This window comes from Clostridium tanneri, assembly GCF_033659955.1.
Taxonomy (GTDB): Bacteria; Bacillota; Clostridia; order Clostridiales; family Clostridiaceae; genus Clostridium_AM; species Clostridium_AM tanneri.
The window spans coordinates 65,022-87,458 of sequence record NZ_JARUJP010000012.1 but is presented as its reverse complement, the minus strand read 5'-3'; the positions used below and the strand labels follow the sequence as shown (position 1 = coordinate 87,458).

The following is a 22,437-nucleotide window of genomic DNA, read 5'->3' as shown; positions in this document are numbered from 1 at the left end:
ATCAAGGAATGATATATTTGTAAAATTAATAGTTATGAATTGACAATTCGATTTTACAAATATATTATATAACATGAAGATAGGAGTGAAACAAATGGATATTAGGCATTTTAAAACATTTAAAAGTATCATAGAGGAAGGTAATTTTTCAAATGCTGCAGCAAAACTAGGATACACACAGTCTACTGTTACATCTCAAATTCAGCAATTAGAGCAGGAGCTCTCAATCAAGCTGTTTGAAAAAATTGGTCGTAACATGGTTTTAACTTCCTTAGGAAAAGAGTTGGTGCCCTATGCAAATGAATTACTGGATACAGTAAAAAAAATTGAGAATATTGGTAAACATGGCGATAAGATAACAGGAGAATTGAAAATTGCAGTTGCAGAATCCTTGATGTCTTATAAATTACAAAATGTATTGAGCTTATTCAAAGAAAAAGCTCCTAATGTAAAGCTTTCTATTATTTCCCTAAATTGCTTTTCCATAAAAAATATCCTATCAAAGGGTGAGATAGACATTGGACTAATGTATGATGTTGGAAGCACAAAGGATAGTTTGACTACTATTCCTCTAGCTGATTTTCCTTTAGCTTTAGTATGCTCACCATTATTAGAGCAAGATAAATTGGATCTTTCTAAACCAAATCAAAAGATAAATACAAGCCTTATCATTAATGAAAATGAATCTATTTATCGAAGGATACTTGAAAATTATTTTTGTGATAACAATATATTGTTACATAGCACAATTGAACTTTGGAGCATTGAAGCTATAAAAAAATGTGTTGCAAGTAATTTGGGAATTTCTTTTCTGCCTCGTTTTACAGTAGAAGAAGAACTTAACAATGGTAAGTTAAAAGAACTTAGAGTTGGCTGCTCTGATAGCAAAATCACGGCAATATGCGCATATCATAAGAACAAGTGGGTTAGTCCTGCAATGTCGTTGTTTATGCAATTGGTTAGGAAAAGCTTTAATATTGCATAATTTATTCATGATATCACAAAAGGACTAATTTTATGAATGACTAGGAAATTGTTGAACTGACTATGTTAAATAGTCAGTGGTTAGATTGGAAGAATTTGCACTTTAGAAGGTCTAAGAATTACTTGTTTTTCCAGCAAAAGAGCAGACATTCTTATAAAAATATCTGCTCAAATAATTTTAATAATATTTCTGGATAGGAATGTACTTCAGTTATCCTCTTTATAAGCTCTTCATCTCTCTCTTCTCTCATTAGTCATAGTAACTAACCTTAATGCTTATCAATATACTCTTGTAATTGTTCGTGCCACTGGATAGTATCGTATATTTGTGGTTCAGTTGTTTCTCCCATTAAAAGATCAATCAAATGTCTAGGTGTTTTGCCTCCAATATACATTGATTTGATACATGAGACACAGTATACACAAACCTCATTGCAGGGCATGGAATTCGCTCGTTCTTTCATTTTTTCATGAATCTTTTCAATAGGAAGCTTAGGATAAAAATCATCTCCGCAGCATATTGAGTTGGTACCGGAAAACTTTGTTTCTATAACATCAATGTTCATCTTTTTCAGCAGATTTCGTACAGCTTTATGTACCTGTGGCTTCTCACGCACAGGGCAGGCATCATGTACTGACAACTTCAAACCTTTATAGTCAGGATATTGAAATGAATCCAACCCATCAAGTACTTCCCATAGAGAAATTGTTGATATGCCCTCATATAAACTCCTAAAACGCCTATCACAACCAGCACATACATTAATAATTAGTGAATCCGCTTCAAGTTGCGGGTCATGGCGACAGCATATTTTATGTAATGTGACTTCCCCATAGTTCTCATTCAAAAATTTTAAAATTTTATCTTCTATTTCAGGCTTGTATATACTTAAAGCACAGCCTGGATTAAAATATATTTTTTTCATAACATATTTCCCCCTGTAAAGTTGAATTTTATTAACACACCTTTTACTTACTGGTTAATTGTAACAGGAAATATATAAAAAATCTTCCTGATTTTCAACTTCATATATGGAATTTTCTTATCTTTAGCCATCTATACAAAGATATCAATACTTTACTGCATTATAAAATTCCTTTAGTTCCTTTTTTACTTCATCTGAAAGACTATGCCATCTAATTCCTTGTATTGCTCCTTCTATAGCACATAATCTATTAATACAGGCTGAACTATCTATAGCTTTAATATCTAACCACGCCTGTTTGCTGCCAACTTTCTTTAATTGTTCAGCTGTTTCTATTCCAGTTTCATTAAGCTGTGCTTCTAACTTACTGCCTATATTAGGTAACTTACATAATTCTCCCATAACCTTTTCCTCCTTTTAAAATTTCAAAACCTACTTTACTTTAAGTTACTAGCATATCTTTATACATATCCTAATTATACAATTTTAACCAATATAAATAAAGTAATCTATCATATAAAGCAGATTTTACTTTATTTTTAATTATATGGTGTAATCTTCACTATAGAACACTTGTTCTTTAATCAAAAATCAGTTATACTTAATTTATAAAAATACAAAGATTGGTGATGAAAATGGAAATAAGTGAAAAATTAAGAATTTTAGCTGGCGCAGCTAAATACGATGTATCTTGTTCATCTTCTGGCTCAAACCGAAGTTCAAAAAAAGGAGCTATTGGTTCAGTTGCTCCAAGTGGCATATGTCACAGCTTTACTCCAGATGGAAGATGTATCTCCCTACTTAAAATACTTTTAACAAATTATTGCATATATGATTGTTCATACTGTATTAATAGAAGGTCTAATGATATTGAAAGGGCTTCTTTTACTCCTGAGGAAGTTGTAAATATTACTATGAATTTTTATCGACGTAATTATATAGAAGGCTTATTCTTAAGCTCCTCAATTATTAAGAGTGCTAATTTTACTATGGAGATGCTTACAACAGTTGTTCACAAATTGAGAAATGAACATAACTTCGGAGGTTATATTCACCTAAAGGCAATCCCTGGTGCTGATGAAGATCTTATAAAAAAAGCTGGTTCTCTTGTAGATAGAATGAGTGTAAATATTGAACTACCTTCATCAAAATCCCTTAAATTATTAGCACCTGAAAAGAATAAGGATGATGTTTTAAAGCCTATGAGATATATTAAAAACAGCATTGTTATAAATAAATATGAGCGTATGAAATATAAAAATTCACCTATATTTGTACCCGGTGGTCAAAGTACTCAGCTTATTGTTGGAGCAACGAAGGAAAGTGATTTAAATATTCTAAACCTAACAGAAAGTTTGTATGACAAATTTGAACTAAAAAGAGTTTACTATTCAGCATATGTTCCTGTTAATAGCGGTACAAATCTGCCTAAGCTTAAAAATCCTCCTACTCTTAGAGAGCATAGACTATATCAAGGTGATTGGCTATTAAGAGTTTATGGATTTAAAGCAGAAGAATTGCTAAATGAAAAGAATCCTAATTTTGATATTAACTTTGATCCTAAAACAACCTATGCTTTAAATAATATTCACCTATTTCCTGTTGAAATAAATAAAGCTCCTTACAAAATGCTTATAAGAATCCCTGGTATCGGAATACGTGGTGCACAGAAAATAGTTAGTGCTCGCAGAGTTAACTCACTGGACTTCTTTGATCTTAAAAAGCTTGGCATAGTTATAAAAAGAGCCCAATATTTCATTACTTGTAAAGGTAAGTATTATGGAACAGTCTCCTTTGATGATATAAAAATTAAGAAAGCACTTACTCCTAAACTTGACTTAAATTCAATAGATGAAGGTGCCGAGCAGTTAAGCTTTTTTGATAACAATATAAGCAATCCACTTCTTCCTAAGGCTTCTTTAAACAATAAGTTACTTTTATTAAATGATAAATCTAGCTCCATTACCGGTGAGCTATAGGGGGTTTTTATTTTGAAAGAATATATATATGATAATACTTTTGAAGGCTTACTTACTGCTATTTTTTATGCCTATAGCTGCAAAGAGGATTGTATCATAACAAAATCCAAAGATTATATTGCCTCATTTCTTAATGAAGTTTCAGATATTTCAACTGAATATGATAAATTTAATAGAGTTTATAACAGCATTGTAGAAAAACTTAATGATGAAGTTTTAACAAATCTATATTACTTATATCTTAGTGACATTCCAGATTCTGATTCTCTGGCTTTGAAATACCTTAAACTTTGCTATAAGTATGGCATAAACGTTAACTTAGCTAAGAATAACGATATTATAATTTTAGTTGATAAATACATTAGAAGAGTTACTTTAGAAGCCCATAGATTCACTGGATTTGTAAGATTTAAAGAAATAGCACCATTAAGTTTTTATGCCTCCATAGAACCTGATCATAATATTTTACCTATAATACTTAATCATTTTACAGAAAGATTTTCTGATCAAAACTTTATAATTCATGATTTAAAAAGAGAGCTTGCAATTGTGTATAACAAAAAATTCCCTATTATAACTGACTTTAAAAAGGAAGACTCTAAAGTCTTCACATCTTCCTTAGCAGATGATGAGTTCGAAGCTCTTTGGAAGACTTTTTATAACTCTGTTAACATTAAGGAACGTAAAAACCACAGGCTCCGTAACCTTTTTATGCCTAGAAGATATTGGACTCATCTCACAGAGCTTAAGTAGTAAAAGAAGAAACTTATTTTACTATTTAAGCTCTGCAAGGGCTTTGCTGCTCAAAGGAAATTAACTGCAATAGTTTATCCTCTTCATAAATAGGAAGAGAAACTGTAGGTAAATTCCTTTGAAAATAATAAAATGCTATCAGCTATGAATAGGGTTGCTGCAATTATTATATATATTTTCGTTTCCAAAACTATCAGATCGATCGCTATAGGCTATACAGCTGTATCCACCATTTTCAGAGACACATTTATTAAACCTGCATTGAACAACACTCTTATTTGCATATATGTACTTTATGAATACAGCTCCATCTGTTTTAGATAAACAGTTGTTAAACTCACACTCTTCTATTAAGTTTTCTACATAGAAATCACAACAACAATATACCGCACTTCCAATGTTTGCTTTACAACTGTTAAAAATACAGCTGTTAACATAGTAGATAATATTGCCAGACTCATATATAGCTCCACCATAATTAGCTTCGCAATTATTAAATTGAAGTCCACTCCAAGTAATCGCTACTGATCCGCTATTTTCTCCAGAAACGTAAATTGCTCCTCCAACTCCCTCAGACCTACAATTACTAAAGATGTTCTTTTTCATATTTAAATGAGAGTTATTTAAATAAATTGCCCCCCCATGGTCATCAAAATTGCAATTTTGAAAAATACAGTTTTCAATAGAATTTTCTTCTTTATTACTCTGTAATACAAAGACTCTTTTATTTTCATTATCACTAAATTCGCTCTTCTTTGCAGTTATAGTGCTTCCTGTTTCAAGTATGAATTCACTGTTTATGAATTCAGAATTACTTATGCTTATTTTACTGCCATTTTTAGAAGTGATTTTTCCATTCTCAAGAAAGGTAATTCTGGCATTTTCAATATTTAAATTACCTTCATTAATAATAGGTTTATTAATGATAAACTTTCCTCTCCAGTTAACATCTCCTGAAATATAGCTATCCTTAATTGGCAATCCATGTATAAACTCCATAAAATATGGACTAAATTGATTTATATCTATATTTCTAGGTACATTTTCAATTATTTTATTAAACTTTTTAGCATCCTCTTCTAGAATACATATACAAAGATCACATAAAAACTCGATTTCATCCCTTGAAAGCTGTAATACTTCAGCTATTTCTCCTACAAAGCTGCTTTCATTATCACTTATTCCTCCATCTATAGCAGAAAGTATTAGTGCATCTAGTATAAAGCTGTATTGAAGCTTTTCTGATACTATGTTTTTTAAAAATTCCTTTAGAGTTTCCATTTTAAGATCCCCTGCCTTGCTTAAAAAAGAAGTAGGTTCTTCTTTTGTTTCTGCACCTTTACATAAGGCCTTTAAAAAATTATACTTCCTTTTATCTATATCTCCATTTGAAAAAGCTATGCAGCTAAGCAAAGTCATGTATAAATCTTTTGTATAATTGCCTCTATTTAAAAGAGCATGTCCTTCTATTTTCTTTACTTTATCTTCACATTCTTTTATCATGTTTATTATTTTTTCTGTTTTTAGTTCCACTTTTAATTTCCTCCGTAAAATGTGTATTGTATTTAGCGGCTTATTTATCTAAAGCATTAAATTTATTTATTATTACATCCCCGTAGCTAATGCTGCGGTCTTTTACCTTTACCTTTTTTAGTTTTTCAGAAATTACATCCTCAAAGTTAACAACTTTATCTTTTATTTTAACTCCCCTTAAATTTTCAAAAATTATGCTGCCATAGTTTTCACTTATGCTGCTCAAATTATTTATTCTTCTCTCAGCCTTTTTTTCATTTAGGGTGTCAAATTTAAACTTTATTCTGCCGCTATATTCTAAGGTTTTAAGTCCATTTTTATTTTTATATTCCTGTAAAACTATAATAGGATCTTTAAAATTCTCCACAATTAAATCTATATCCCTTGGCTCTGGCAGAGGTATTCCTACCTGATCTCCTGTGGCTTTCAAAATTGTAAAGAAATCAGTTCTTATAGTTTGGAGTTTTTCTTTTCTTTCCTTAAAATCTTTAATTCTGGATTTAACATCCTTTCTCATACAACTTAAATATTCTTCCACTTCCTGTTGGTCCCTATCCAATAATGCTATGGAAGAATTTAATTTATTAAGTTTTTCTTTTTCCTCTTCAAGACTGTCCTCAAAGTATTTCTCAAACTGGGAAAAAACCATCTTAAAGTTTTTAGCGAACAAAAGTTGAATTTTGCTGTCATTCCAAATCCTCAAGTATTTAATTATGTTGTCAGCAGGATAGATTGCTGGCTTTCTTGCGGAATAAGGAACGACATCCACTACAAATAAAGCTTTCTCCTTTAATCTATTTTTAGTCTCTTTAACTATACTCTCTATGTCTTCCTTGATCTTCTTATCTGCTCTGCTTACAATTACTAATATAGGTATATCCTTTCTCAGAGATTGAAGAAAGCTTATATCCTCTTCCTTTATGGTGCCCCCTTCTGCATCTGCAAACCAAATTATAAAATTGCTAGTATTTAATTGGGCTCTGGCTAATTTTTCATCTGTATTTACACTATAATATTCTGAATGAGCTTTACTGTAACCTGGAGTGTCTAAGAAGGCTATATTGTGAAACTCATGCTGTGGTATTTGTATAAATATACTTTTTATTATATGTCCTAAGCCCACTCCATATCTTTCAGTAAAGTCATGGGATACAGCTTTTAAAGCCTCTTCGTTCATATGTACCTTTTGATTAAATATGTTTATGGCACATATATCTAAGCTCTCTCCATGAATTACATAAGAAGGAACTGAGATAGTTGGAGTAAGCTTTGCAGGTAATATTTCTTTACCAAAAATAGAATTGAGAAAACTAGATTTGCCGGAACCAAAAGCCCCTCCAAGTCCTACTATATTTTTCTTCGCTAGTGCTGTAAAAGCAACAAATTCCCTGAATCTATTAAATTCATAGATAAAATCATAAAATAGTGCAGCACTATGAGAAGGTGAATCCTCCTTCATAAACTCTATCAGATTCATTTGAATAAACTTTTCAATTTTATCAACCATAAGTTTTTCTTTTGAGCCTTTGTCCCTTTCACTGCTTTCTATTAAAGTAGTAACGAGATTAAAGGCCTTTTCATAATTTTCAAGATAAGCATTCATTTAAGTTCACCACTTTTTCTACTTCATTTTTTAAGCTTTCCTTTATAATTTGACGTGAATACGTTAACTCCCACTTATTAATTTTTAAAATATAAATGATCCTAGTTAAAAAATTCTACATTTTATACAGGATTCCTCCTAATATCAAATCATAAATGGATATAATTTGTCTATTTAACAAATTAAAAGTTTATTTTTTAATAAAATCTAAAATCATAGAATATTATTTAAACTAAAACTCTCCATTAAAGTCAGATAGGCAGTGCACATATTTATGTACAGGAGAATACCTTAATTAATGAGTTAGCTTTATTATTGGAGGTATTTGTGTGGGATACTATGTTAAAGTAGAGCCCAATGTAAAAATCTACGTAGAAGATCTCAACCCAGAAGGCAGAAAAACAATCTTGTTCTTACATGGTTGGCCAGGAGATCATAATTTATTTGAATATCAGTTTGACCAGCTTCCATCAATGGGATATAGGTGCATTGGAATAGATACTAGAGGATTCGGTAATTCAGATAAGCCTTGGAGTGGTTATGACTACAATAGGTTATCAGATGATGTAAGATGTGTAATCGAAACACTTAAATTAAAAAACATTACCTTAGCTGGACATTCTACAGGAGGAGCAATTGCCATTAGGTATATGGCTAGACATAATGGATATGGTGTATCTAAACTAGCTCTTTTTGCCGCTGCTGCACCAAGCCTTATTCAACTTCCATATTTTCCCTACGGCCAAAGAAGAGAAGCTATAAATGACATCATTCAAGGAACATACAATAACCGTCCAAAGATGCTCAGAAACTTTGGGGAAATGTTCTTCTTCCAGAACATAACTGAGCCATTCTCAGATTGGTTTTTCCAACTGGGACTAAAAGCAGCAGGTTGGGCTACAGCAGAAATTGCAAAAACTTGGCTAAAGGAGGTATTATTTTATGACCTTGGAAAAATAAATGTTCCAACCTTAATTCTTCATGGAATTCATGACAAAGTTTGTCTTTTCCCATTAGCTAAAGCACAAAAACAAGGAATTAAGAATTCTCGACTTATACCATTTAAATTTAGTGGTCATGGATTATTCTATGATGAAAAGGATAAATTTAATAAAGAATTGATAAAGTTTATAGAGGAATAGAGTTTTTTCCCTTTTTTCAAGAAAACATCTTACTAAAGTACCCAGTACCAACTGACTTTTTAGAATAATTACAGAGGTCTAACAGCTTGATGTAAATACTCAAAAGGACTAATTGAAATTTTGTTTTCAATTAGTCCTTTTCTAGCTTACTGTTGCTTAATTGCTATTTTCATAGCTTTACCTTTTTCACAAAAGCTATTATCATTTACAGATTCAACTTTAAAATTTCCGTCTTCATATATTATCTTGGATATACTTGAGTTATCTAAGTTTCTTAAATTAAAATTCTTATCTATATAATCAATAATTAACCTAATTATTCCTCCATGGCCTACTATAAGTACATTTCCACCATTATCATTAGAATTTTCTAAGCATATATCCTCTAAGCTTTTCATAACTCTTTTTATTGCTGTATCATAATTTTCTGCTTCTTTTGTCTCATCTAAAGCAGCACATGAGTTAACATATTCTCTTTGAAAATCATATTTTTCCTTTGCTTCTTCATAGGAACTTACATTAAGAAAGTTAAGTATATCATTAAACTTTACTTTTTCAAGCTCTCCTTCGTATTTTCCAAAGTACACTTCTCTTAAACCTTCAAGCTCTTTTAATTCTAAATTGGCACTTGCAATATTTTCCTTTATAACAATTCTTGCAGTTTTTACTGCCCTACCTAAATCACTGCTATAGGCTGATTTAAATTTGATATCACTAAGTCCAAGTCCAACATTTATAGCTACTTCAATTCCTTCTGCAGTGAGAACTCCATCACACCATCCTTGAGTTCTTTCAGCTTTATTTAAAATAGTCTGTCCATGCCTCATTACATATAAAATAACTCTGCCCTTATTACTACTCATTTTTTCCCCCTGTAAGTATGAAAATTTAATATTATTCCTAGCCTATGGAAATATATTTTCCCTTTTTATATCTGCTATGCGCCACCACCTTAATTTACTAATAACCTAAACCTCAATTTTATTTAAAATTTTTTGTATTCTAATACGATTATATCTTTGCAAGAATATGGGGTAAATATTCGTTATTATATTTACTAGTGTAAAAAATAATAGAAACATAACATCAAAAATATCTTTTATAAAAACACCTATTCTAACCATATAAAGTAACATAACTGTTGCAATAATTACATGAGATTTTTCGCTTTTTCTGGACATCTGCTCATATTTTTTTATCGCATTTACGGAGTACTCTGTTAAGAAATAGTTTTTAAAGGGCACTTCATCTTTTCTATCCTTGGCTATATGCAGCAAGGCTTTTCTAAATCTCTTTATACCTAAATATTCATATATTTTTCCATCCTGTTCAAAGTGTTTAATTTTATAGTATTTTTCATCAAATATTTTATCTAATATATTCAATACTAAAAATCCTTACCATCTATCATAATGTATTCTGGTTTTGTCGAATCTATCTGATGCTTTTCTCTGCTCATCAGGATATCCAACAGGAACTATTGATAAAGGAATTACGCCAGCTGGCAAGTTGAGAAGTTCTTTTATTGCCTCTACTCTATCAGCTAATGGGTAAACTCCTAGCCATACTGCTCCTAACCCCTTAGCTTCAGCAGCTAATAATATATTTTCTGTAGCAGCTGAACAATCCTGTACCCAATAGCCTTTAAATACCTCTTTTGCTTCGTCACCACATACCACAATTGCAACATCTGTATTTAATAGCATTTTTGAATATGGATGTACCTCAGTTATCTTCTTCATAAGCTCTTTATTTCTCAAAACTATAAATTCCCAAGGTTGCTCATTTCCTGCAGAAGGTGCTGCCATTCCTGCTCTTAGCAATTCCTCTACAATCTCATCACTTATTTTAATATCCTTGTACTTTCTTATACTTTTTCTATTAAGTATTGTATCCATATCTTAACTCCTCCTGACAAATCTTCATTTTTAACAACCACAAAAATAAACTCATGCAGTTAGTATATTTAGACTCTTTTTATTTGTAAGAAGACTTATAAATAGCTATACAATCTTCTATGCTCAGTTCACACCTATCAACTAAGAAGAGTCCACTGTTTGTATCCTTTGCATTACGTGCCAGTGTTTCAAATTCCTCAGGTTTAATTCCATAATCGGACATCTTTAAGTCTGCCACTCCACATTCTTCTTGGAGCTTTGTAAGCATAGTGATAAAATCCATAGGCTCCTTTGCGTCCTCCATGCCCATTGCTTTCGCCATACGTATAAAACGCTCATCACAAACATGTTTCTCAATGAAGTGAGTAAAATATGCCTTACTAAGCATGATCAGTCCTGCTCCGTGAGGTAAATCTTGATGGTATGCAGACATAGCATGTTCCAGAGAGTGCTGGCTGGAGATTGCACCAACGCACATTACTATCCCAGATAAATTATTTCCAAAGGCAACTCTTTCCCTTGCTTCAATATCATTTCCATCTTTTACTGCCCTTGCAAGATAACGGCTCACATTTTCAATTGCAGTGATGGCATACATATCACTCATTAAATTTGATTTATTATTGATATACCCTTCCATGCTGTGTGACAAGGCATCCCATCCTTGGAAAGCTGTGAACTTAGGTGGTACAGACTTCATAAGTTCCGGATCTACAATAGCAAGGACAGGAAATAATTCAGGTGTTTTAATGGCTAGTTTTTCCTGTGTCTCTTCATTGGTAACTACAGCACCCATGTCTGTCTCTGAGCCTGTTCCTGCTGTTGTTGTAACCGCTACTATGGGAAGTGGTTTATTCTCAATTACTTTTCTTTTTCCAGTTCCTGACTGAACATAATCCCAGAGATCTCCTGGATTTGTTGCCATGATTGCAATTGCTTTCGATGCGTCCATACAACTTCCACCACCTAAAGCAACAATAAAATCACAATGGTTTTCTTTTGAGAATGCAGCTCCAGCCATAACCGTTGATTTCAGTGGGTTTGGCTCAACCTTATCAAATACAGCTGTTTCAACACCTGCAATTTTCAGTTGTTCTTCCACTCTGGCAAGATAGCCATTTTCTCTGGTAGATTTTCCATTAGAAATTACAATCATTGCCTTTTTACCTGGCATAACCTGATCTTTTAGATTATTTAACTGACCTGCACCAAATAAAGTTCTTGTTGGAATATACATATTAAAACTCATACTTTACCCCCCAATTCTTAAAATCCACTTAAGTTTACCATTTCTTAAACAATTATACTCCTGTGAGCCAACTCCAAGTCAATACTTTTTTGGTAATTCCTTATTGCTTAAAAAATAATAATTTAAAATTGCTACTTTATTGCTTTCATCAAATAGAAATAGAACTAATGTTATCTATATTTAACATTAATTATTATTTGTAATTTGATATATGCTGTGATATTATAATATCTGCGAGTAAGCCAGACAATCGCTGCTGTGGAAACACAGGAGAGGAAAGTCCGAGCTCCATAGGGCAGGGTGCTGGGTAATACCCAGTCAGGGTAACCTGAAGGAAAGTGCAACAGAGATATACCGCCGAAACTAGTTTCGGTAAGGGTGGAAAGGTGAGGTAAGAGCTTACCAGCGCATTGGCGACTTTGCGGCTATGTAAACCCCATCTGGAGCAAGATTGAGAAGTACCAAGGGGCGGCCCGTTCCACTTCTCGATAGTATCGCTTGAGTCTGCTGGTAACAGTAGGCCTAGATAGATGATTGTCAAATACAGAACTCGGCTTATAGACTTACTTACAGATTGAAAACACTAGGTTTTACCTGAGTGTTTTTTTGTTTTGGAAACTTAATTCCATTATAATGGAATTACAGTTGAACAATTAATTTCAATATTTTTTTTGACAGTTTCTATTTTTATAGGGAAGAAAAACCAAATCATCAATATCCAAACTCTTAATTTCAACCTGTTGACACATAATACATCTCCTCATTACAAGTATTATTTTAACTTTTAAGAATCAGTATTCTATTTACTGTAGGTAATTTATTATCGTTTTAATAGATTTACTCTAAATGATAGCCCAATAGCCCACAATACTTTACTAATACCCAACTATCGTGAATTTATGATTAATAGATAAAATAAGAAGATTACGAAATAACTCAACTAAACATTATTCTATAATCTCAACTGCAAATTGGAATTTGAAAATCACTTTTTCTTTTTTACTTTTGGAGTAGGAAGTTCCTTATAAAGCTCTGTAATCAGTTGATATAGGAACTCCTTGTTATCAATATCCTCAACCAAAAGCATTGTTTTTGCACCATCATAAGGCAGTTCCTCAGTTGCATCTAGCATTAACTGTCTGCTGGCTTTGGTTATCTTAACCAAGAAACGGTCATCATATATTCCCCCAAAAATCTTTCCTCGAAAATATAAAATATATTCTCCCATCATTTTTCTAAAAGAAATATCGCCCAGTGTATCTAATTGTCCAATAATAAAATCTAAATATTCTTGACTAGAAGCCATATCTTATCTCCTCTTCAAATTACTATTTATTGAGTTATTTTGCATCCTTCATATGTCGCTATAATTTACTATTTTAACTTACATATGTCGCTATAATTTACTATTTTAACTTAACTAATGGTAATTATATCGTATTTCCACAGTTTTACATGGTTAATTTTGCAATATAAGTAGACATAATCTTTCAATTACCAATCACTCTGTTTATTTTATATAAAAATACTTAAATATAATTTTTAAAAAACACCCCAAAATTCAAATGAATAACGCGGTACTCTAGTAAATTATTTAATTTTTATAACTGAGACGTTAAATAAGGAAACTATTAAGAAAAAACCACCTTATTTCTCTTAATTATTTTCTTATTCTAACTATTTGACCTTTATTTATCTGCTGTAATACTTTTGCTGAAATTTTTGTTAATGAATAAGGTGAGCCTCCACCAGTGTAAACAAACTCATTTTCCATAACTTTAGGGTCAATTAAGAATATCCCTTCATAGCCAAATGACGGTACGCCTCCACATATGTATCCAGTTTTATTGAGTATTTCTTCAGGAGTTGCAATTTTAGGAATTTCTATATTTAATGCTTTTGCTACCCTTGATGTACTTACCCTATCGTTCCCTCCAACAATAGCAACAATAAGATTACCTTCGTTCCCTATTAAACATATGCTTTTTACAATATCCTTTGGCGATGCATTAGCAGCAGATGCGGCTTCTTCTACAGTGTGGCAGGTATTCTCATAAATATGCTGTTCTGCGTCTATATTATTTTCTATTATATATTCTTTTAATTTTTCTTCAAATTCTTTCAATTTTATCACTCCATTTCCATTTTAAATATATTTACAGCTATATTCGTAAATATATTACAATTCTAATTTATACTTTAACTATATTATAGCATATTTTCCACATTTTCTCACAATTGTGCAAAAAATATAAGAATCTTTACTTGTCCCATATATTAGTTTTGCTGCTTTGTCCGATAACTAAGTAAGTGCATAGTTAAAAACACCTAGGTAGAACCTAAGTGTTTCTTTAATCTTTCTAATTTTCTAGAATATCCTGTTCCCTAAATAAACTTGAAACCGCTTCATCGTAATCTCGTAATCTTTCTGATTTCCTGATTTTTTTCGCATATTTTCCGTTATCAGAAAACATTGGTATTATATAAAACCATAGTTCCTTCATTTTAAACAACACATTCCTATCCCCAAAAAGTACCTTTTTATAATCTTCATAAATTTTATCGTGAAAATCTTTTAGCAGCTTTTTTTCCAGTTTAGTATTGTTTTCAATACTGCTAATAAGTGCAGGATTGGCTAATAATCCTCTTCCAAGCATTATGGTTTCTACGCTGTGAAAATCAGCTAAAAACTCCCTATAATCTTTAACTGTAAAAATGTCGCCATTATAGCAAACAGGATTTTTACTTAAAACCAAGGCATCTTTAAAAACCTTCAGATTAGGCTTGTTTTTATAAAAATCTTTTTGAATTCTAGGGTGAATGATAAGCTCTTCTAGGGGATATTTGTTAAATATCTCAATCAACTTATAGAACTCTTCTGGGCTGTCTTTTCCTATTCTAGTTTTTATTGAGATTTTTGTTGTGGCTTCAGAAAAAATTTCCTCTAAAAACAGATCAAGTTCTTCTGTTTTTGAAAGAAATCCTGAGCCTCTATTTTTTGAAACTACAGTTCCAGAAGGACATCCTAAGTTTAAATTGACCTCATTATATCCAAGTTGCTTTATCTTCTTTGAAGTATGTATAAAATCCTTTGCATTGTTTGTTAGTAGTTGCGGAATCAAAACTAGCCCCTGATTGTTTTCAGGTAAGATATCATTTAATTCCCGTGTTTTAAAACTGTTACTTTGATTTGCTACAATGAAAGGTGAAAAGTATTTATCTATTTTATTGAAAAAGGTATTATGAGCATTTCTATAAATATACCCTGTCAAACCTTCCATAGGTGCGAAATAAAACTTCATATATTTAAAATCTCCTTTATTCAAGTAATGTTGCTTACCCATTATAATAAAGATTACTTCCAAATTCAAGCTTCCAATTATAACAGTGAGTCAACATAATAAAATCCGCGGTAAATATAGGATTAGTGTTTATACTTTTGAGATGCACTCAAAAGACTGCAAGAAAAATTAAAGGGCCTAAGCCCAATGGAATTTGGTGTTTAGCCGCCTAAGTGATTTCCTATTTCTTTAATTAAAATTTGTTCTTTTCCGCACTTATAAAAAACTGACCTTACTCATAGCAATTATATATACCTTCTTCTCTTTTCTTCTTTGCATTATTACTTATATAAGAACCTTCCACCATATTTTTATAGCCTTTTTTTGTTACTATGCTCTTTATATAATCTGCATTTGGACATCTGTCATAATGATAATTATCTGTTACCATACAGGATGATAAATGAACTGCCACCTCATCTTTAGTAATATTATTATTTTTACGTGCTTTCTTAAAAAAATGTTCTAATTTAGAAGCAACTCCCTTTCCACAGCATCCTCCACAAGTAAAAGAAATATATCTTGTAGTATCATCATAGTCTTTAAAAGCCTCATCTTTATTATAAAAAGCATTTGTACATGCGAACCCGCTGCACCTTTTGTGTGCAATGTCACATTGAATGATAACAACATATTTAGTATCCATAAATTATCCCCCCTCTTGTTTATATTATAATTCTAATATGGTATCATCAAAAGTATCAGTTTTAATATATTTTATAGTATCAGTTATGGAAGGATTGAGAGAATGATTGAAATTATGCCCCTTTGGGATTACTCAAAAAACACTCCACTATATATGCAATTATATGAATATATCAAACATGAAATAGAAATTGGGACGATTAAACCACAAACGAAGCTGCCATCAAAAAGAAAATTGGCAAGTTATCTAGGAATCAGCCAAAACACTATTCAAGCTGCTTACGAACAATTGCATGCAGAAGGATACGTGGAAAGTAAACCCCGTTCAGGGATATTTGTAACAAGGCTAGAGGATAACTTATTTTGTAATCTATCAACTATTAATAATCCTAGTGAAAATATAAAATTAAAGGATGACTTTAAATACTTAATTGACTTTAGCTCAGGAAATATTGATTTGGACCATTTTCCGTACCGCATGTGGAGAAAATTAACAACCCAATGCTTATATTCAGACCAAGGCGACCTCTTATTAGTAGGTGAAGCTCAAGGAGAGGAATGTCTACGTAAAGAGATATCTAAATATCTTTTTCAGTCAAGAAGCGTGAGGTGCATTCCAGAACAAATTATTATTGGAGCAGGCATACAATATCTAATGGTATTATTATGTATGCTATTAGGTAAAGACTATACATACGCAATTGAAAATCCTGGGTACGATAAAGCAAGAAATGTTTTTACAGACCAGGGAATAGATATTTGTTCTATTTCAATAGATGAAAATGGTATTTGTGTAGAAGATTTAAGAAAAAGTTCTGCTAGAGTTGTCTATGTTACACCTTCTCATCAGTTCCCCTGTGGCATGATTATGCCAGTTTCTCGAAGATTAGAGTTATTGAAATGGTGTGAAGAAAGAGATGGTTATATAATCGAAGATGATTATGATAGTGAATTTAGATATGAAGGAAAACCAATTCCTTCTTTGCAGGGATTAGATAGAAATGGCAAGGTTATTTACATGGGAACATTTTCAAAATCTTTAATTCCTTCAATCAGAATAAGTTATCTAGTTTTACCACCAAAATTAGTAGAGAAATATCAACAACATTTTCAAAGATATAAGCAGACTGTATCTAGGCTTCATCAAAACACACTGTATAGATTTATGAAAGAAGGATACTTATCAAGTCATATAAATAAAATGAGGACACTATATCGTAAAAAACGTGGGATATTACTTTCTGCAATTGATAAACATATGAAAGACAAAGTCGAAGCTATCGGGACCAATTCTGGACTACACCTTTTGTTGAAAGTTAAAAATGGTATGACAGAGGAAGAGCTGATTCAGTCTGCTCATAAGATGAAAGTAAAAGTCTATCCAACCTCAATTTATTATAATGAATCCGTAACCAATGAATTTCCTATGGTTTTATTGGGCTTTGGTGGTTTAACGGCATTGCAGATTGAAGAAGGTATTCAGATATTGAAAAAGGCATGGTTTACTGTAGTAAATTATTAAATCTCTAAAAAAACAGCCCTGTTGGGCTGTTGGTGTCATTATTCAACTACCTTTTACGTAACATTTTTATGGAGCTCATTAATTGCCCATTCTGCAGCTTCTCTGCTGCTGCCAAATTCTTCATTTGTGCTGCTTACATAGGAATAACCTTCTTTGTCATCTACGCTTTGAATGAACAACTCTTTTACACCATTGTAAATGCTTAATTCTCCATTCTCTTCTAGTACATCTACTAATTCCTCAGGTTTTATAAGGTTTTTTTCCATGTAGTAACCACCTTTCTATTTTATTTATAAAATTATGATTTAACAAATTGTATTATTTTATAACTTATTTGTTGAAATAAAAATAAGAAAGTGCACTGTATACACTTTCTTATTTTCTATCTTTTATCATAATAATAGACTAGTGGTCTTCTCTCAAACCTAGCTAGTGACCTATATTTATTAAATTACATCAAAAAAGCAAATTTGATCACTTTCTGGAAGCCCTTTTAAGCAGCCAAACTTTTTAAGATAGTCTATAGCAGAGTTTCCAATCTTAGCACGCTTCTTTAAATCTTCTATGGAGCTTATTGGCTTCTCTTCATGTACAGCATTATATATACTCTCTGCAGCTACATTTCCCATGCCCGCTATACTGTTTAGAGGCGGCCTTAAGCCATCTTCCTCCACTAGGAATTTGGTAGCATGAGACTTATATAAATCAATTGGCAGGAACTTAAGTCCTCTTTCGTACATTTCTAAAACCAATTCTAAGTCATCGTACATATCCTTATCCTTAGGAGCTGCTTGATTGCCCATAGCTTCAATTTCCTTCATCTTTTCTTTGACCTTTTCTTTTCCGAATATCATAAATTCTGCATCAAAGGCCTTAGCTCTGATGGAGAAGTACGCTGCATAATATGCCTTAGGTATGTGAACCTTAAACCAAGCTATTCTGAAGGCCATCATTACATAGGCAGCAGCATGGGCCTTAGGGAACATGTATTTTATCTTTTTACAGGAACCTATGTACCACTCTGGTACCTCATGTTCCCTCATCAAGGCCTCATATTCTGGAAACTTTGGATCTTTTAATGCCTTTCCTTTACGTACTAACTCCATTATTTTAAAGGCTGAATTTGGAGGCAGACCTTTTTTAATAAGATAAACCATGATATCATCTCTGGTACACACTGCTTCACTTATGCTGGTAACTATTTTTTGATCAATTAAGTCTTTAGCATTTCCAAGCCACACGTCGGTACCGTGTGAAAGTCCTGAAATACATATTAAATCCATAAAGGTCTTTGGCATTGTGTCTAGAAGCATTCCCCTTACGAACTTAGTGCCAAACTCTGGAATACCAAAGGTTCCTACCCTAGAATTTATCTGGTCTGGTGTTACTCCCAGAGCTTGTGTGGATGAAAATATAGACATAGTCTCCTTATCATCCATAGGTATAGTCTGAGGGTCCACTCCCGTTATGTCCTGCAGCATTCTTATTACTGTAGGATCGTCGTGGCCCAGTATATCTAGCTTCAATAAGTTCTGGTCTATAGAGTGATAATCAAAGTGTGTTGTTATAATATCTGAATTTGGATCGTCAGCAGGGTGCTGTACAGGACAAAATTCAAAAATTTCTCTTCCCTTAGGAACAACTATGATTCCACCAGGGTGCTGTCCTGAGGTTCTTTTTATACCAGTACAGCCCTTTGAGATTCTTAGGATTTCTGCCTTATTTACTGAAACATTTTTTTCCTCATAGTATTTCTTAACATACCCAAAGGCTGTTTTTTCTGCTATAGTACCTATGGTTCCAGCCTTAAAGGTTGTGCCCTTTCCGAAGATAACCTCTGTGTATTTATGGGCCTTTGCTTGATATTCTCCTGAGAAGTTTAAGTCTATGTCCGGCTCTTTATCTCCATTGAAACCTAAGAAGGTTTCGAAAGGAATGTCAATTCCGTCCTTAGCTAAATTTTCTCCACAAACAGGGCAAACCTTATCAGGTAGGTCAAAGCCCAATTTAATGCCATAATCGGTAAAGTCTGAATACTTACATTTTGGACATCTGTAATGTGGCGGCAGAGCATTTACTTCTGTTATACCGGTCATATATGCCACAACAGAAGAACCAACGGAACCTCTGGAACCTACTAAGTAACCGTCCTCATTGGATTTCCAAACCAGCTTCTGAGCTATAATGTACATCACTGAGAAACCATTTTTTATAATAGAATCCAGCTCTCTATTAAGTCTTGCCTGAATAATTTCAGGAAGAGGATCTCCATAAAGCTCATGAGCCTTGCTAAAGGTAATATCCTTAATGGTCTGCTCACAGCCATCTATATGAGGTGTAGCTTTATCTGGTGAAATAGGACTAATTCTCTCACACATATCTGCTATCTTATTGGTATTTGTAACTACCACCTCGTAAGCCTTTTCCTCTCCTAAATAGGAGAACTCCCTAAGCATCTCCTCGGTAGTTCTTAGGTATAGTGGAGCCTGATTATCTGCATCCTTAAAGCCCTGGCCTGCTTCTAGTATACGTCTGTATATCTCATCCTCAGGATCCATGAAATGAACGTCTCCTGTTGCTACTACAGGTTTATTTAATTTTTCTCCCAAAGCTACAATTTTTCTATTGATTTCCTTTAGATATTCTTTATTAGGTACTTGCTCCTGCCTTACTAGATAGTCATTGTTGCCTAGAGGCTGTATTTCTAAATAATCATATTCCTTTGCTAATTCTTCAATTTCCTCATCAGATTTTCCTAGAAGTATTGACTGATATAATTCACCTTCACTGCAGGCACTGCCTAGAATTAAACCTTCAGAATATTTTTTCAACATACTTTTTAGTATACGAGGTTTTTTATAAAAATAATCTAAACTTGAATAAGACACTAGTCTATATAAATTCTTTAATCCTTCATAATTCTTTGCGAATATTATTGCATGATAGGTTTTGAGCTTTTTATACCCCTCCCTCAATGACACTTCGTCGGATCCATATATTTCTATATCCTGGAGGGTTTCTGCACCTCTTTCCTTTAACTTTTCAAGCATTACTTTGAAGACCTTAACAGTGGTATCAACATCATCTAAAGCTCTATGTGCCACTTCCACCTTTATGCCAAGGTTCTTAGCAATTCTTCCTAGTTTATAGGTTTTAAACTCAGGGAAAATCTCCTGTGCCAAGGACAAGGTATCTACATATGTAAAATCAAAGTCATAACCTAAAACTCTAGCATTATGCTTTAAGAAACCTACGTCGAAACCAGCATTATGAGCAACCAAAACACTTCCCTCAATAAACTCTAACATTTTAGGAAATACCTTTTCTATGGTTTCTGCATCTCTTACCATATCATCGGTTATATTGGTAACTTCCACCACTCTTGCTGGAATAGGTTTTTCAGGATTTACAAAGCAACTAAATTGATCTATTACCTTTCCATCCTTAAGCTTCATAATTCCTATTTCAGTAATTTTTTCTGTTACCGGTGAAAAACCTGTGGTTTCTAAATCCAGTACGCAGTAAGTGGTATCAATGCTCTGTCCCTTAGGGTTTGTTACAGAAGGTTTTTTATCTGGCGCTAAATAGGCCTCCACTCCATATATAACCTTCATGTCAGGGTTATCTCTTCCTAATAGCTTATGTGCCTCAGGAAATGCCTGCACCACTCCATGGTCCGTTATAGCAATAGATTTCATGCCCCAGCTCATGGCTCTTTTAATCAAATCAGTGGCACTGGTCATAGCATCCATTTGACTCATCTGTGTATGCATATGAAGCTCTACTCTCTTCACCTCAGCATCATCCATCCTCTTAGCCTTCTTCATGCCTTCTGTTTCTATTATAATATTGGCAATCATTTCAACTTCCCCAGAGAACTTACTGAAACCTGCATTTCCAGCAAGTCTAACAGCCTTAGCCTTTTTAAGTCTGGATACTACCTCACTCTCTTCACCGGGCTTTAAGAAAGCCTTACAAGTCATGGAACTTGAGCCATCATATAAATCGAAGGAAACTAATGTTTTTCCACTTTTTAATTCCTTAGCTTCCATGTTTGATATTTCACCCTCTAAAGCTATCCTACCTTCATCCGGTGTAATATCGGTAATTTTTATTATAGGTTCTCTAATATTACCATTTCTGCCTAGTATCAAGAACGGATCAACTTTCTTTCCATCGCTTTCTGCTTTTGTTTCCTGTTTCTTTTCTGCTGCTACCCTAGGCAAACTAGGGGTATTATTGCTTGGTGCAGCCTTTACTTCCCTTTGAATAAACAGCATTTCACTTGCACGTGTTTCTTCTTCCATCTTTAATAATTCTTCACTGCTTACTTTATCAATAAAATTTATTTTATATGCTGTGCCATATAGGCTTTTTACGGCATCATAGATTTTTTTATCATAATCCATGGATTTTAAAAAGCCGGATACTGCAATTTTAAAATTAAAATTTATAGTATTTTCAGCCACTTCGTATCGGCTATTATTCAGCACTGCCTTTAGAGCAGGATATTTTTCTGAAATAGAAGATATAATCTTTTGCAATTCTTCTTCTATAGGCTTTTTATATGTTCCCTCAACATACTTCACAGCGATTTCAGAATTTCTCAACGAAAATCTTTCTCTTATAAACTTATTAAGACCTTCAAATTCTCCTACTTCAATATATTTATCTGAGCTGATTTTCATTTCCAGGGTTTTAGTCTTTTTACTTAGAACTACCGATTCTACAATGGCAGTGCCTATGTTGCCCCCTACTTCATAATCACTAAAAATTTCATTTATTCTTTTCATGCTAATCTTTAACCATCTCCCAAAAATTTTTAGTACCTTAATATTATATAAGATAAATTTATCCTTTGC

General features: G+C 32.7%; 19 protein-coding genes and 1 other RNA gene. 6 read left to right on the top strand and 14 right to left on the bottom strand.

The window, feature by feature from the left end:
- Positions 1–94: 94 nt before the first annotated feature.
- Positions 95–985 carry a LysR family transcriptional regulator gene (locus P8V03_RS11515; RefSeq protein ID WP_318798224.1) on the top strand — a complete coding sequence of 297 codons (891 nt, stop codon included), beginning with the start codon at positions 95–97 and terminating at the stop codon, positions 983–985.
- 268 nt (positions 986–1,253) lie between these two features.
- Here the strand turns inward: P8V03_RS11515 and P8V03_RS11510 are convergent, their stop codons facing one another.
- Both P8V03_RS11510 and P8V03_RS11505 read right to left on the bottom strand, forming a co-directional pair.
- Complete coding sequence (locus P8V03_RS11510; RefSeq protein ID WP_261671729.1) at positions 1,254–1,910, bottom strand: (Fe-S)-binding protein; 657 nt, start codon at positions 1,908–1,910, stop codon at positions 1,254–1,256.
- Positions 1,911–2,054: 144 nt separating this feature from the next.
- Complete coding sequence (locus P8V03_RS11505; protein WP_261671730.1) at positions 2,055–2,312, bottom strand: TfoX/Sxy family protein; 258 nt, start codon at positions 2,310–2,312, stop codon at positions 2,055–2,057.
- A gap of 233 nt (positions 2,313–2,545) precedes the next feature.
- Between P8V03_RS11505 and P8V03_RS11500 the strand changes: the two genes are divergently transcribed.
- Together P8V03_RS11500 and P8V03_RS11495 are read left to right on the top strand one after the other, a co-directional pair.
- Positions 2,546–3,889: a putative DNA modification/repair radical SAM protein gene (locus P8V03_RS11500; protein ID WP_318798223.1), complete on the top strand. Its 1,344-nt coding sequence runs from the start codon at positions 2,546–2,548 to the stop codon at positions 3,887–3,889.
- Positions 3,890–3,901: 12 nt separating this feature from the next.
- Positions 3,902–4,642 (top strand): TIGR03915 family putative DNA repair protein, encoded by a 741-nt coding sequence (locus tag P8V03_RS11495; protein ID WP_318798222.1) that lies wholly within the window; start codon positions 3,902–3,904, stop codon positions 4,640–4,642.
- 138 nt (positions 4,643–4,780) lie between these two features.
- On the opposite strand, the gene P8V03_RS11490 is transcribed toward P8V03_RS11495, so the two are convergent.
- Together P8V03_RS11490 and P8V03_RS11485 are read right to left on the bottom strand one after the other, a co-directional pair.
- On the bottom strand, positions 4,781–6,175 hold the full coding sequence (locus P8V03_RS11490; protein WP_318798221.1) for a hypothetical protein: 1,395 nt from the start codon (positions 6,173–6,175) through the stop codon (positions 4,781–4,783).
- 40 nt (positions 6,176–6,215) lie between these two features.
- On the bottom strand, positions 6,216–7,778 hold the full coding sequence (locus P8V03_RS11485; RefSeq protein WP_318798220.1) for a dynamin family protein: 1,563 nt from the start codon (positions 7,776–7,778) through the stop codon (positions 6,216–6,218).
- A gap of 329 nt (positions 7,779–8,107) precedes the next feature.
- Between P8V03_RS11485 and P8V03_RS11480 the strand changes: the two genes are divergently transcribed.
- On the top strand, positions 8,108–8,920 hold the full coding sequence (locus tag P8V03_RS11480) for an alpha/beta fold hydrolase (RefSeq protein WP_318798219.1): 813 nt from the start codon (positions 8,108–8,110) through the stop codon (positions 8,918–8,920).
- A 146-nt stretch (positions 8,921–9,066) separates the two neighbouring features.
- Here the strand turns inward: P8V03_RS11480 and P8V03_RS11475 are convergent, their stop codons facing one another.
- From P8V03_RS11475 to P8V03_RS11460, 4 genes are all read right to left on the bottom strand, one after another.
- On the bottom strand, positions 9,067–9,783 hold the full coding sequence (locus tag P8V03_RS11475; RefSeq protein WP_318798218.1) for a histidine phosphatase family protein: 717 nt from the start codon (positions 9,781–9,783) through the stop codon (positions 9,067–9,069).
- A 105-nt stretch (positions 9,784–9,888) separates the two neighbouring features.
- Positions 9,889–10,305: a glycosyl-4,4'-diaponeurosporenoate acyltransferase CrtO family protein gene (locus P8V03_RS11470; RefSeq protein WP_318798217.1), complete on the bottom strand. Its 417-nt coding sequence runs from the start codon at positions 10,303–10,305 to the stop codon at positions 9,889–9,891.
- Between the two features lie 12 nt (positions 10,306–10,317).
- On the bottom strand, positions 10,318–10,818 hold the full coding sequence (locus tag P8V03_RS11465; protein WP_261671738.1) for a nitroreductase family protein: 501 nt from the start codon (positions 10,816–10,818) through the stop codon (positions 10,318–10,320).
- Between the two features lie 79 nt (positions 10,819–10,897).
- Positions 10,898–12,067 carry an iron-containing alcohol dehydrogenase gene (locus tag P8V03_RS11460; RefSeq protein WP_318798216.1) on the bottom strand — a complete coding sequence of 390 codons (1,170 nt, stop codon included), beginning with the start codon at positions 12,065–12,067 and terminating at the stop codon, positions 10,898–10,900.
- A gap of 234 nt (positions 12,068–12,301) precedes the next feature.
- Between P8V03_RS11460 and rnpB the strand changes: the two genes are divergently transcribed.
- An RNA gene (gene rnpB / locus P8V03_RS11455) (RNase P RNA component class A) lies at positions 12,302–12,641 on the top strand.
- A 411-nt stretch (positions 12,642–13,052) separates the two neighbouring features.
- On the opposite strand, the gene P8V03_RS11450 is transcribed toward rnpB, so the two are convergent.
- The 4 genes from P8V03_RS11450 to P8V03_RS11435 all read right to left on the bottom strand — a co-directional run bounded on the left by P8V03_RS11450 (position 13,053) and on the right by P8V03_RS11435 (position 16,054).
- A complete protein-coding gene (locus P8V03_RS11450; RefSeq protein ID WP_318798215.1) occupies positions 13,053–13,373 on the bottom strand; it encodes a TfoX/Sxy family protein in 321 nt (106 codons plus the stop codon).
- A gap of 354 nt (positions 13,374–13,727) precedes the next feature.
- Complete coding sequence (locus tag P8V03_RS11445) at positions 13,728–14,192, bottom strand: aminoacyl-tRNA deacylase (RefSeq protein ID WP_346432505.1); 465 nt, start codon at positions 14,190–14,192, stop codon at positions 13,728–13,730.
- A 235-nt stretch (positions 14,193–14,427) separates the two neighbouring features.
- Positions 14,428–15,369, bottom strand: a complete 942-nt coding sequence (locus P8V03_RS11440) for a tRNA dihydrouridine synthase (protein WP_318798213.1) — start codon at positions 15,367–15,369, stop codon at positions 14,428–14,430.
- Between the two features lie 271 nt (positions 15,370–15,640).
- Complete coding sequence (locus tag P8V03_RS11435; protein ID WP_318798212.1) at positions 15,641–16,054, bottom strand: CGGC domain-containing protein; 414 nt, start codon at positions 16,052–16,054, stop codon at positions 15,641–15,643.
- 102 nt (positions 16,055–16,156) lie between these two features.
- On the opposite strand from P8V03_RS11435, the gene pdxR reads away from it, so the two are divergent.
- Entirely contained in the window at positions 16,157–17,575 is a 1,419-nt protein-coding gene (gene pdxR / locus P8V03_RS11430; protein WP_318798211.1) for a MocR-like pyridoxine biosynthesis transcription factor PdxR, read from the top strand.
- A gap of 53 nt (positions 17,576–17,628) precedes the next feature.
- On the opposite strand, the gene P8V03_RS11425 is transcribed toward pdxR, so the two are convergent.
- Positions 17,629–17,841 carry a hypothetical protein gene (locus P8V03_RS11425; RefSeq protein ID WP_318798210.1) on the bottom strand — a complete coding sequence of 71 codons (213 nt, stop codon included), beginning with the start codon at positions 17,839–17,841 and terminating at the stop codon, positions 17,629–17,631.
- A 180-nt stretch (positions 17,842–18,021) separates the two neighbouring features.
- Positions 18,022–22,368 carry a DNA polymerase III subunit alpha gene (gene polC, locus P8V03_RS11420; RefSeq protein ID WP_318798209.1) on the bottom strand — a complete coding sequence of 1,449 codons (4,347 nt, stop codon included), beginning with the start codon at positions 22,366–22,368 and terminating at the stop codon, positions 18,022–18,024.
- Positions 22,369–22,437: the final 69 nt, after the last annotated feature.

Coding starts and splice junctions, on each gene's coding strand:
- P8V03_RS11515 (WP_318798224.1), top strand. CDS start 95: ATGGATATTAGGCATTTTAAAACATTTAAAAGTATCATAGAGGAAGGT.
- P8V03_RS11510 (WP_261671729.1), bottom strand. CDS start 1,910: ATGAAAAAAATATATTTTAATCCAGGCTGTGCTTTAAGTATATACAAG.
- P8V03_RS11505 (WP_261671730.1), bottom strand. CDS start 2,312: ATGGGAGAATTATGTAAGTTACCTAATATAGGCAGTAAGTTAGAAGCA.
- P8V03_RS11500 (WP_318798223.1), top strand. CDS start 2,546: ATGGAAATAAGTGAAAAATTAAGAATTTTAGCTGGCGCAGCTAAATAC.
- P8V03_RS11485 (WP_318798220.1), bottom strand. CDS start 7,778: ATGAATGCTTATCTTGAAAATTATGAAAAGGCCTTTAATCTCGTTACT.
- P8V03_RS11475 (WP_318798218.1), bottom strand. CDS start 9,783: ATGAGTAGTAATAAGGGCAGAGTTATTTTATATGTAATGAGGCATGGA.
- P8V03_RS11465 (WP_261671738.1), bottom strand. CDS start 10,818: ATGGATACAATACTTAATAGAAAAAGTATAAGAAAGTACAAGGATATT.
- P8V03_RS11460 (WP_318798216.1), bottom strand. CDS start 12,067: ATGAGTTTTAATATGTATATTCCAACAAGAACTTTATTTGGTGCAGGT.
- P8V03_RS11450 (WP_318798215.1), bottom strand. CDS start 13,373: ATGGCTTCTAGTCAAGAATATTTAGATTTTATTATTGGACAATTAGAT.
- P8V03_RS11440 (WP_318798213.1), bottom strand. CDS start 15,369: ATGAAGTTTTATTTCGCACCTATGGAAGGTTTGACAGGGTATATTTAT.
- P8V03_RS11435 (WP_318798212.1), bottom strand. CDS start 16,054: ATGGATACTAAATATGTTGTTATCATTCAATGTGACATTGCACACAAA.
- pdxR (WP_318798211.1), top strand. CDS start 16,157: ATGATTGAAATTATGCCCCTTTGGGATTACTCAAAAAACACTCCACTA.
- P8V03_RS11425 (WP_318798210.1), bottom strand. CDS start 17,841: ATGGAAAAAAACCTTATAAAACCTGAGGAATTAGTAGATGTACTAGAA.
- polC (WP_318798209.1), bottom strand. CDS start 22,368: ATGAAAAGAATAAATGAAATTTTTAGTGATTATGAAGTAGGGGGCAAC.